Source organism: Mycobacterium colombiense (assembly GCF_001672755.1).
In the GTDB taxonomy this organism is placed as follows: Bacteria; Actinomycetota; Actinomycetes; order Mycobacteriales; family Mycobacteriaceae; genus Mycobacterium; species Mycobacterium colombiense_C.
The window spans coordinates 1-11270 of the sequence record NZ_LZKI01000118.1 but is presented as its reverse complement, the minus strand read 5'-3'; the positions used below and the strand labels follow the sequence as shown (position 1 = coordinate 11270).

The following is an 11270-nucleotide window of genomic DNA, read 5'->3' as shown; positions in this document are numbered from 1 at the left end:
GGCCACGCACCGCATGGTGGCGGCGACGATCCGCCGGCGAGTCTCCTCGCCGCTGGCACCGACCGGACGCCCGCGTGGCGCCCGCGTCACGGCGCTGCCTGCACTGGTCGCATCCTGTCCGTCGGCCGATGGTTCCGACAGATCGAATATAATCGGCCGATCAATTTGGTGATGGCGCGGAGGTGCGCGGTGCGTGACCAACCAACCCCGGGCGCGGGATGACCGTCACCGGGCCGCAATTGGGCCGGCCGGTGGGCGCCGATGCCGAGCAGACCCGGGCGCGGATCGTCGCCGCCACCATGCGGTGCGTGGCCACGGTCGGTTACGCGCGCGCCACGATTCGTGAGATCGCCCGCACCGCCAACGTCACCAGCGCAAGCCTCTACAACTACTTCCCGAACAAGTCCGAACTGATGAAGGCCGCGGTGGCCGCACGGACCGATATCGCGGTGCCGCGACTGCGCCGGGCGGCCGCCCAGCCGGACGACGCGATCGCGCGACTCGAAGCGGTCCTCGACGAGTCGGGCCGGCTGATGCGCGAGTATCCCGACCTCGCGGCGTTCGAGTGGGTGATCCGGGCGGAGAACGCGATCACCGCCGATGCCGCGGGGGCGGGCGGGTTTCAGGCGTTCCGCGAAATCATCGACGGCATCGTCGAAGACGCATTCCGCGAGGGCGGGCTCGCCGGCAGTGCCCACCGGAGCGGCGTCGCCGAGGCGGTCTACGCGCTGATCTACGGCCTGACCGAGTTGGCGGCCACGCTCGCGCCCGAGGACTATCACGCGGCGCTGGCGTCGGCCAGGCAACTGGTCAGGGGCACCCTGTTTGCCCCTGCTTCGCGGGCATAGCAGCGCCCTTCTGCGCCGCCGCGCCCTTGATATGATCAAGCGATTGATTATAAGGTCGAGGCCACGGAGAGGAACCCGACGCCGTGACCGAGACCGTTGGCCAGGAGCTTGACGTCGACGCGCTGCGACGCAAGTACGCCGAAGAACGCGCGCGCCGCATCCGCGCGGACGGCATCGGCCAGTACGTGGAGATGGCCGGCGCGTTCGCCCGGTTCGCCGACGACCCGTGGGCCAACGGGGACCACGCCCGCGAGCCGCTCACTGATGAGGTGGACGTGGCCATCGTCGGCGCCGGATTCGGCGGGCTGTTGACCGGGGCCCGGCTACGTCAGCTCGGCGTCGACAGCGTGCGGCTGATCGACCGGGCGGCCGACGTCGGCGGCACCTGGTATTGGAACCGCTATCCCGGAATCGCTTGCGACGTCGAGTCGTATGTGTACATGCCGCTGCTCGAGGAGCTGGGCTACACGCCCACCGAAAAGTATGCGAAGGGCCCGGAGATCTTCGCGCATTGCCGGCGGATCGCCGAGCACTTCGACCTCTACCGCGACGCCTGCCTGCAGACCGATGTGCGGGAAATCCGTTGGGATTCAGCGAAATCGCGGTGGATCATCCGCACCGACCGGGGCGACGAGATGCGCGCCAGGTTCATGTCCATGGCCAACGGGTATCAGGCCAAACCGAAGCTACCGGGCATCGACGGACTCGGCACCTTCCGCCGGCATGCCTTCCACACCAGCCGGTGGGACTACGCCTACACCGGCGCGCAGCTGCAGCATCTGGCCGACAAGCGCGTCGGCATCATCGGCACCGGCGCCACGGCGATCCAATGTGTACCGCACCTCGCCGCTGCCGCCCAGCGGCTCTACGTCTTTCAACGCACGCCGTCCTCGGTGGACGTGCGGGCAAACCGCGCCACGGATCCGGAGTGGGCCAACGCTTTACAACCCGGCTGGCAGCGCGAGCGGATACAGAATTTTCAGATCCTCACCGCCGGTGGTCAAGCCGACCAGGACCTGGTCGCCGATGCCTGGACAAGTATCACCCGCAAGCTGCCGGTCATGCGTCACGACGGAGACGGCCTGGCCGATCCCGAACAGCGCGGCCGCGACATCGAGCTGGCCGACTTCGCCAAGATGGACGAGATCCGGGCGCGCGTCGCCGCGATCGTCACCGATCCCGCCACGGCCGAGGCGCTCAAACCGTGGTACGGGTACTTCTGCAAACGTCCCTGCTTCCACGACGAGTACCTGCAGACGTTCAACCGGAATAACGTGACCCTGGTCGACACCCGCGGCCGCGGGGTGCAGCGGATCACCGAAACCGGCGTGGTGGTCGACGGCGTGACCTACGAACTCGACTGCCTCATTTTCGCAACGGGTTTCGAGGTGGGCACCGATTACTGTCGCCGCACCGGATTCGAGTTGATCGGCCGCGACGGCGTGACGCTGACCGAACACTGGACCGACGGGGTGCGCACCTTCCAGGGCCTGTGCACGACCAAATTCCCGAACTGCTTCGTCGAAAGCATCGCCCAGGCCGGCCTGACGGTGAACTTCCCATACCTGCTCGACGTGCAGGCCGGCCACGTCGCCTGGATCATCGCAACCGCGCTCGCCGAGGGCATCACCGAGATCGAGGCCGCGCCCGACGCCGAAGCCGGCTGGGTCGACACGGTGGTGGCCCGCTCGGTCGCGAGCGCCGAGCGCGCCAAGACGTGTACGCCTGGCTATTACAACCGGGAAGGCAAGGCCGACGCCAAGACCCGACAGGGCAGCTTCTTCTTCGGCGCACCCACCGAGTACGCCGACATCCTGCAGCGGTGGCGGGCCGACGGCGACCTGAAAGGCCTACTGGTCCGCCGCGCGGGGGACGGGCCGTGACAAGCCGAAAAGCCCGGGCTCTTTACGCCATTGGGCGGCTGCGGGCGGCGACGCGGCGCCGGCGCGGGCCGAAGGTGGCCATCATCGGCGCCGGATTCGGCGGGCTGGGCGCGGCCGTCGCGCTGCGCCGCGCGGGCATCGACGACCTGGTGATCGTCGAGGGCGCCGACGGCGTCGGCGGCACCTGGCGGCGCAACACCTATCCCGGCGCCGCCTGCGATATACAGAGCCACCTGTACTCGTTTTCTTTCGCCCCCAACACATCCTGGAGCCGCACCTACGCGCGGCAGCCCGAAATACTGGCCTACCTGGAATCGGTGGCCGACGATTTCGACCTGCGCCGCCATCTTCTCCTCGACACCATGGTGCGCGGCGTGCGATGGGACCCGGATACCGCTGCGTGGCATTGCGAGCTGGAGCGCGGCGGTCGGCCGGCCACACTGACCGCCGACGCCGTCGTGTGTGCGGTCGGCCTGTTCGGATCCGCCAAGCTCCCCGATATCGACGGGCTGCGCGACTTCGCCGGCCCGGTGCTGCACACCGCCGCATGGGATCACGACCTCGATCTGGCCGGCCGGACCGTCGCGGTGATCGGCACCGGCGCCAGCGGGGTACAACTGGTGCCCGAGCTGGCGAAGACCGCGGGACGTGTCGCGGTCTTCCAGCGCACCCCGCCGTGGATGGTGCCCAAGGACGACCGCCCCTACAGCGCAACGGAATTGGCCCGCTTCAAGCGGAGGCCCCTGGCGGTGCGCCGCACCCGCTGGCAGATCTGGAAGTTTCAGCACGACAACACCGCGACCTTCGCCGACGACCCCGTGGTGACGGCGCGCACGCAGATCGCGGCGTCGTTCCTCGGCCGCACCGTCGACGACGAACCGTTGCGCCGCGCGCTGACGCCGGACTATCCGTTCCGCTGTAAGCGGGTGCTGCTGGGCGACGACTACTACCGGGCCTTGCAGCGCGACAACGTCGAGCTGGTCACCGACCCCATCGCGCGCATCGGCCCGGCCTCGGTGATCACCGAGTCGGGTGCGCACGTCGACGTCGACGCGATCGTGTTGGCCACCGGCTTCGAGACGTCTCGCTACTTGTCCGGCATCGATGTCGTCGGCGCCGGTGGGCGCAAGCTGCACGAGCACTGGGGCGACGACCCGTGCGCCTACCTTGGGGTCGCGGTCAGCGGATTCCCGAACTTCTTCATGCTTTACGGCCCCAACACCAATCAGGGCGGCAACTCCATCGTCTACATCCTCGAGGCCGGGGCGCGGCTGGTCGCCAGCGCGGTAAGCAGGCTGGCGCGCCGCGGCGGATACCTCGACGTGCGCCCGGAAGCCGAAAAGCGTTACAACGACGCGCTTTCCACGGACCTGGAGCGCACCATCTGGACGCAGTGCGACAGCTACTTCCGATCGCCGACCGGCCGGATCGTCACCCAGTGGCCCTATACCGAGCTGGAGTACGCGCGCCGCACCTGGCGGCTGCGGGCACGGGAGTGGGCGCACCACACCGGGGCGCCCAACGGACGGACGACGCTACCCGACACCGAAACCGATAACAGCGCGAACCAATTGGCCAGCAGCTAGGTCGGGCCTCATTCGATCAACCGTTCAATCGTGTGGCGGAGCCATACCTCGGCGGGCCGTCAACGTGCGGGATCGTCGGCGACCTCGATATCACCGGCCGCTGCCGCGGCGCGCAACTGGTGAAAGTCGTCAAGGGATTTGTCGGCGTAGGCATACGACCAATCGGCGACCGCGTCGTGCACGGCGCTACTGGTGCCGACATATCCCCGCAGGATGGACGCGTTCGCGCTCTGCGCGTGCGCGCGGGCCAGCAGCACCGCACAGGCAAGGACGTATTCGGAGAATATCGAGGCCGACATGCCCTCGGTGTCGATGCTGCCCTTCATGTCGTGGAATTGGCGGACGTAGTAGTCGCGGCCGTCCTTGCGGGTCGTTCCCAGGAACACGTCCGACATCGCCTGCAAGATCAGTTGACCGTCGATTACGCGCACACCCTGGCCCTTGGCGTTGACCGCCGCGGTGAGGGTGTCCGGCTGCGGCCAACCGCCGTATTCGTCGAGCACCGACCGAGTAGCCTCCTTGATCTGCATGATCAGTGGTGTTCCGTTGGGGCCGACCAGGATGACCAGGTAGCACCGGGTGCCGACGCTGCCGACGCCGACGACCCGCAGCGCGACGTCGGTGACGCGGAAGTGCGACAGCAACAACGCCACGTCGGCCGGGACCGCGGCCAGATATTCCTGAATCGACTCGATCAAGGGGCCTTCGATGTCCTCCTCGATGTGCTGCAGGACTGGAGGCGCTTCACGCAGCCGCGGCGTTCCGTCCGCGCCAATCTCCGTGATTTGCTTGAAGACTCGCTCTGACGTTCGCGTGCGCGCGCGGGAGATCGTCTTCTGGATCACCGCCTGCAGGCCTTTGGACACCTCTCCGGTGTAGTGTTCGGGTTCCACTCGTAGGTAGTAACGCTCCAGAACATCCATCTCCTCGAGCATCGCCTCGAGGCTGGTTTGATAGCCCGCCAACGCCTCTTCGACACAGCGGCGGATGGCCTTGCCCGGATAGCCGGCGTGACGGCCACCGATGATCGCGCTGGTGATCAGGCGTTTCACGTCCCACTCCGCGGGTGCGACCGCCGCCTCATCGAAGTCGTTCAGGTCGAAGACGATCGAGCGATGGGGAGCGGCGTACAGGCCGAAATTCGAAACGTGCGCATCACCGCAGCACATGACTTCGATTCCGCTGGACGGGCTTGCGGCGAGGTCGGCGGCCATGACCGCCGCCGAACCTCGGTAGAAGGAAAACGGGTCGGCGAGCATGCGCGCGAACCGGAGCGGCACGAGTTCGCTCAGCCGCTCTGCGTTTTGGGCGACGAGGATCTCGGTCGCTGTTCGGGTGGACGGTGTCAGCGCAGCGAGGGACCGCCGTGGGGCGGTCTTGCGCAGCGCCCGGCCGCGTGCCAGATCCTCGCTCGGAACCTCGACGTCGATCAGGCGGTCACGCAACGCCCGTTGCGGCATTTGACCAGCATAGCCACCGCGGCAGAGGTTTACGTCAGAGTGATTTTCACGGCTGTCGCGGGGTGGCCCGATCGTTAACATTCTTAAAATGTTCGGTGCCACACGGGGCCGTTTGGCACATCATCATGATCGGTTATGGGAGGTGTGGCTGGCGTGGTGAAGCTACTGCCCCCGGATGCGGCCCGCCCGTCGCCGCGCCTGCCGTGGCTGAGCATCCTCGGCGTCCTCGCCATCGTCGTCGCCACGACCGCCATCGTGCTGAAAAACCTCCCGACGGGTGGCTCGAACGAGATCCTCAACGTCTCCTACGATCCGACGCGCGAGTTGTATGCCGCCCTGGACCAGGAATTCGTCGCGGATTACCGCACGCACAACGGAACGACGCTGAACATCAAGGAATCTCACGGCGGCTCGGGACGCCAACTCCGCAGCGTGCTGGACGGCAGTCAGAAGGCCAGCGTGGTGTCGCTGGCGCTGATCAGTGACATCGACACGCTCAGCAAGCGGGGCCTGATCGCCGGCAACTGGCAGCAGCGGTTGCCCAACGCCTCGGTGCCCTACACGTCGACCATCGTCTTCGTCGTCCGCAAGGGCAATCCCAAGGGAATTCACGACTGGCCCGACCTGATCAACCCCGACGTGGCCGTGGTGTCGCCGAACCCACGGACGTCCGGCAACGGTCAGCTGAGTGTCCTGGCGGCCTGGGGCTCGGTCACCACCCGCGGCGGCACCCCGGCACAGGCGGCCGCCTACGTGAAGTCGCTACTGCAGCACGTCGCGGTCTCCGACGCGGGAGCCCGCGGCGCCGCAGACAGTTTCGCGCTGGCCAAGGTCGGCGATGTCCAGCTGACATGGGAGAACGAGGCGCTGCGTGAGGTAGCCGCCAACAAGGACGACTTGGAGCTGGTCTATCCGCCGGTCAGCATCCTCGCCCAGCCGGCGGTCGCGTGGGTCGACGCGAACGTGACCGATCCCCAGACGGCGGCCCACGCGAAGGCCTACCTCGATTACCTGTTCACCGACGCCGCCCAGGAACAGGTGGCGCGATTCGGGTATCGCCCCTTCAAGCCGGCGATCCTGGCCAAGCACGCCGACCGGCTGCGCCCGCTGACGTTGTTCCCGATCAGCGCCATCGCCAAGGACTGGAGCGACGCCCGGGAACAGTTCTTCGGCACCAACGGAATCTTGGACACGATCTCGGCGCCCGGCGCGGCGTCGGGCGCTTAGCGGAAAGACGTCGAAAACGTGCGTGTGCGTGTGAATTACGACCTGGTGAAGGGCCGGCACGATGTGATCGCCGGCCTGACCGTCGCCGCCATTTCGTTTCCCCAGGCGATGGCCTATGCCCTGATCGCCGGGGTGGACCCGAGATTCGGCGTCTACTCGGCGATCGTCGTGACCGTCGTCGCCTCCGTCTTCGGATCGTCCTCACACCTGATCAACGGGCCGACCAGCGCCATCTCGCTGCTGGTGTTCACGGCGCTGGCCTTCATCGACTCGGAAAACTCCAAGGAACTCTTCGAGGCGCTCTTCCTGCTGGCCGTGCTGGTCGGCGCATTCCAGATCGTGATCAGCCTGTTCAAGCTCGGCAACCTCACCCGCTACATTTCCGAGTCGGTCATCATCGGCTTCATGGCGGCCGCGGCGTTTCTGCTCGCCATCGGACAGCTGGGCAACGCGCTGGGCGTGCGCGACAAGGGCAACGGCCACATGCAGGTACTGCGCCGCGTCTGGCTCACCCTGACCCACGGCGACCACATCAATTACCGCGCACTGACATTGAGTGCGGCGGCGGTGATCCTGGCCGTCGTGCTGCGCAGGCTGGTGCAGCGCTACGGATGGCCGCAGGTCGACATGCTCGCGGTGCTCGTCATCACCGCGCTCGTCGCGTACCTCGCCGGCTGGTCGACCCCGGGCGCGAGTGGTCACACCGCGGTGTCGGTGGCCGCCAAGATCCCGCGCAGCCTGCCCGGACCGCATGTGCCCGAGGTGCACACGGAGTGGCTGCCGCATCTGTCGACGGGTGCACTCGCCATCGCCTTCGTCGGCATCATCGAGGCGTTGTCTATCGCCAAAGCCATTGCCTACCAGACACAACAGAAGATCGACTACAACCGGCAGATCATGGCCGAAGGCCTGGCCAATCTGACCGGCGGCTTCTTCCAGAGCCTGCCCGGCTCGGGCTCGCTGTCGCGGTCGGCAATCAACTTCCAGTCCGGCGCAGCGACACGGTTCTCCGGAATCGTCTCGGCCGCAACGGTTGCCGCGGCCCTGCTGCTGTTCGCCCCGCTGCTGCGCTACGTTCCGCAGCCCGCGCTGGCCGGGCTGCTGCTCGTCACGGCCGCGCGCCTGGTCGACTTCAAGCGCCTGGTCTACACCCTGAAGGCGTCGCGCTACGACGCCGGGCTGGTGATCGTCACCGCCTTCACCGGCATCGCCGTCGACCTCGACAAGTCGGTCCTGCTCGGGGTGGTCCTGTCCATCCTGCTGTTCGTGCCGCGGGCGGCCAAGCTGAAGTCCAAGGAGCTCGTAGTCACCCCCGAACGCGTGGTCCGCGAACGCATCCCGGGTGACTCAGCGGATCCCTCCATTGTCATCTACGACCTCGAGGGCGAGTTGTTCTTCGGCGCCGCACCTGAATTGGACCGATACCTGACCGGGATCAGCCGCCGCATCGCCGAGGGGCATATCGCCTTCGTGGTGTTGCGGCTCAAACGGGTGCGCCACCCGGATGTGGTCTGCATCGGGCGGATCGAGCATTTCCTGCGCGAGGTGAGCGGGCGCGGCGTCACCGTCCTGCTCGCCGGGGTACGCCCCGACACCCTCGGCGTCCTGAACAACGTCGGCTTCCAGAGTTGGTTCCCCGGCGAGCAGGTCTTCCCCGAGGAGGACGAGGAATTCTCGGCCACCCTCAAGGCGGTGCGTTACGCCCACAACAGGCTGGCCGACCTCAAGCTCAAGGAGCCATTCACCAGCGCGCCCGAACTCGCCCCGCACTCCGAGCTCTACTACCTGGTCTAGCCGGCGGCGGACACCCTGGCGCGTTCGGTCATCGAGGCGATCACGCCGCCGTCGTTGAGAATGTCTGTGCCGGTGAGGTATCCGGCCTTCTCGCTGGCGCAGAAGGCGAGCAGCTCGGCCATCTCTTCCGGCTTGCCCCACCGCGGGACGGCGGCGTTGGCAACCATCGCGCCCGCGCCGGCCTGCTCCTCGAGCCGGCCCATCTCGGTGTCGACGGACCCCGGTGACACCGAGACGATGCGCAATCCGCGGGCATTGAATCGCTCAGCCTGCGACTGGCTGTACCACTTCACGAAAGTTTTGCTCAAGGCGTAGGCGAGGCCGGAGCGCGCCTCCTCGGGAGCGATGCTGCACGCCGCCAGCATCGCGTCCATGAAGGCGCCCGTGTCGTTGAGGGCTTGCGGAAAATGTTCTGCCGGAACGATTTCGGCGGGCAGCATGTGCGCCGCCATCGATGCCACGTTGACGATCACCGCGCCATCGCCGGCGACCGCGAAGAACTCCTCGTTGACATTGACGGTTCCGACGGCGTTGGTCCGCATGACGTAGTCGGCGGCACCCATGCTCGGGCTGACCCCGGCGGTGTGAATGACGGAGACGACCGTTCCGAGGCTGCCCGCGGTGCCGAGCAGCTCTGCGACGGCGCGCCGGTCGGTGACGTCGCAGTCGACGGCCGTCGCGGCAATCCCCAGGTCCTGCAGGGTCGTGGCCGCGGCCGCCAGCCGGTCCTGCCGGACGTCACACAGCACCAGGGAGTGGTCGCGGCCGACGATCTTCGCCGTGGCCAGGCCCATGCCGCCCGCGCCGCCTGTGATCACCGACACTCGATTCATACCTGGACCGTATACGCAGGGTGCTGGAACCCGGACGTGGGGCGGTCATCGGCGCGCGGGAGGCCTACTGCGGGTGGGGGGGACCCTCCGGTTCGTGGTGCGGGTGACCGCTGTGCCGGATGGCCGTGCCGAAGAACGGCGCCCTGACGGTAGCGACAATCTGGCGGCGGTTGATGATCAGCCCGACGACGGCCACCACGGTGTAGACCCCGCAGAGCAGCAGCCGCCCCTGTGTCGAGAAGATCGGAAACTGGACCACGAACAGCCCGAGCAATGTGCACGCGGCGGCCCGGTGGAACCGCAGCGCCAGGATCAACGCCACCCCCATCATCGTCTGGGTCGCGGTCAGCAGCACCTCCTCCACCTGCCGGGAGTCGAGGTGCAGGGAGAATCCGCCGCCACCTAGCAGGTGGGCGATGGGCAACGACCCGATCAGCAGCGTCCACTGGTTGACCTTGGAAGAGATCAGCGTGGCGATGGCCGCCGTGCCCTTGCCGCGAGTGGCGAAGATGGTCGCGATGATGAATTCGGGCGCCTCCGAGGCCAGCGGGGCCAGCCACTGCACCAGCAGGAAGCGGTTGATGCCGAGTTCGGTGCCGGCGGCGACCAGGTTGTCGGCAAAGGGCTTGGCGCACAGCAGGATCACCCCGCCCGACACCAGGAACAGGCCGACCACGGCGACACGCCGCCGGCGGTCGGGCAGTTCACCCAAGGCGGCCGCGGTGCCGATCAGGTCGGGCTCTTCGACGTCGCCGTGGCTGATCTTGTAGAGGTAGAACCCGAACCAGGCCAGCAACGCCAGCCCCAGCCCGAAGTGAATCTGCCCGCTCGCCGGGATCACGAACGCGAGGACGCCGGCGATCAGCAGGAATCCGAGTTCGACGCGGTTTGCTGGCTCCAGCGTCAAGCCGGTGGTCTTGTCCGAGCCGGACTTGCGTGCCACCAGGATGCTCACCAGCACCACAACGGGCCAGCCCAAGCCCATCAACAAACGGTTGGACCCGGTCATGTTGGCGGCGGCGTACTGCGTGTAATCCGCGTTGTGGCCGGACACGTAGGCGTAATAGAGGTCGACGGCGTATTCGGGCAGCACCGCGATCAGGGCGAGCAGCGCGGTGGCCAGCCCGCCGGAGACGTCGATCTGCGCGGCTTCGGCCGCCCACGCCAGTAGAAAGCTGGCCGCCACCACGGCGGCCCCGAAGATCAGCAGTGCGAGCACCGCGCCGGTGTGCAGGCCCGCGATGCGGACAACCACGGCCGGGACGATGAATGCGCCGGTGATCAAGCCGGAGCGGGTCAGGGTGCGGCGCCGCCAGGGTGCCGAGGTCAAGACGGTGGCTGCGGGCCTGTCGGTGGCGAGCATCGTCATCCTTCGCACTGGCGATCGGGCGGCTACGTCGGCTCGGGTGCCGTGGTGAACCGGTTACCCAAGGTACCCGCGGCGGCGAGAGTCAGCAACGTAGCGGGGACGCGAAGGTGCCGGTGCATTTGAGCCCGTATTTGCTGCACAGGGCACTGTGGACGCAAAAGTTAGGCTGCCCTGATTTGGAAATTTGGCAAACCTCGCCGCCATCCGGTACGACGCACAGCGAACGCCCGAGGTTCCCGCCGGCGCGGGCTAGGTGTCGGGGCCCATGGC

Annotated in this window: 8 protein-coding genes and 1 pseudogene; 5 read left to right on the top strand and 4 right to left on the bottom strand. The window is 67.3% G+C overall.

From position 1 onward, the window contains the following. Positions 1 to 90, bottom strand: a pseudogene (locus A5708_RS27590) (TetR/AcrR family transcriptional regulator); the annotation flags it as partial. Between the two features lie 128 nt (positions 91 to 218). On the opposite strand from A5708_RS27590, the gene A5708_RS16305 reads away from it, so the two are divergent. From A5708_RS16305 to A5708_RS16295, 3 genes are all read left to right on the top strand, one after another. Beyond that, positions 219 to 848 (top strand): TetR/AcrR family transcriptional regulator, encoded by a 630-nt coding sequence (locus tag A5708_RS16305; protein ID WP_065029622.1) that lies wholly within the window; start codon positions 219 to 221, stop codon positions 846 to 848. 83 nt (positions 849 to 931) lie between these two features. Further along, entirely contained in the window at positions 932 to 2731 is a 1800-nt protein-coding gene (locus tag A5708_RS16300) for a flavin-containing monooxygenase (protein WP_065029621.1), read from the top strand. Beyond that, complete coding sequence (locus A5708_RS16295; protein ID WP_231117932.1) at positions 2728 to 4317, top strand: flavin-containing monooxygenase; 1590 nt, start codon at positions 2728 to 2730, stop codon at positions 4315 to 4317. Before A5708_RS16300 ends, A5708_RS16295 begins: the two co-directional genes overlap by 4 nt. Positions 4318 to 4376: 59 nt before the next feature. Here the strand turns inward: A5708_RS16295 and A5708_RS16290 are convergent, their stop codons facing one another. Then, complete coding sequence (locus tag A5708_RS16290; protein WP_065029620.1) at positions 4377 to 5777, bottom strand: DUF2252 domain-containing protein; 1401 nt, start codon at positions 5775 to 5777, stop codon at positions 4377 to 4379. Between the two features lie 135 nt (positions 5778 to 5912). Between A5708_RS16290 and A5708_RS16285 the strand changes: the two genes are divergently transcribed. Then, a complete protein-coding gene (locus tag A5708_RS16285) occupies positions 5913 to 7004 on the top strand; it encodes a sulfate ABC transporter substrate-binding protein (protein WP_065029619.1) in 1092 nt (363 codons plus the stop codon). A 24-nt stretch (positions 7005 to 7028) separates the two neighbouring features. Next, positions 7029 to 8798 carry a SulP family inorganic anion transporter gene (locus A5708_RS16280; protein WP_231117933.1) on the top strand — a complete coding sequence of 590 codons (1770 nt, stop codon included), beginning with the start codon at positions 7029 to 7031 and terminating at the stop codon, positions 8796 to 8798. Here A5708_RS16280 and A5708_RS16275 read toward each other — a convergent pair. Both A5708_RS16275 and A5708_RS16270 read right to left on the bottom strand, forming a co-directional pair. Continuing rightward, positions 8795 to 9631 carry an SDR family oxidoreductase gene (locus tag A5708_RS16275; RefSeq protein ID WP_081292984.1) on the bottom strand — a complete coding sequence of 279 codons (837 nt, stop codon included), beginning with the start codon at positions 9629 to 9631 and terminating at the stop codon, positions 8795 to 8797. The genes A5708_RS16280 and A5708_RS16275 overlap by 4 nt on opposite strands. Before the next feature lie 64 nt (positions 9632 to 9695). Beyond that, positions 9696 to 11000, bottom strand: a complete 1305-nt coding sequence (locus A5708_RS16270; protein WP_081292983.1) for a sodium:proton exchanger — start codon at positions 10998 to 11000, stop codon at positions 9696 to 9698. Positions 11001 to 11270: the final 270 nt, after the last annotated feature.

Excerpts from the sequence above, each read along its gene's own strand:
- A5708_RS16305 (WP_065029622.1), top strand. The coding sequence starts at position 219 with ATGACCGTCACCGGGCCGCAATTGGGCCGGCCGGTGGGCGCCGATGCC.
- A5708_RS16290 (WP_065029620.1), bottom strand. The coding sequence starts at position 5,777 with ATGCCGCAACGGGCGTTGCGTGACCGCCTGATCGACGTCGAGGTTCCG.
- A5708_RS16275 (WP_081292984.1), bottom strand. The coding sequence starts at position 9,631 with ATGAATCGAGTGTCGGTGATCACAGGCGGCGCGGGCGGCATGGGCCTG.
- A5708_RS16270 (WP_081292983.1), bottom strand. The coding sequence starts at position 11,000 with ATGACGATGCTCGCCACCGACAGGCCCGCAGCCACCGTCTTGACCTCG.
- A5708_RS16285 (WP_065029619.1), top strand. The coding sequence starts at position 5,913 with ATGGGAGGTGTGGCTGGCGTGGTGAAGCTACTGCCCCCGGATGCGGCC.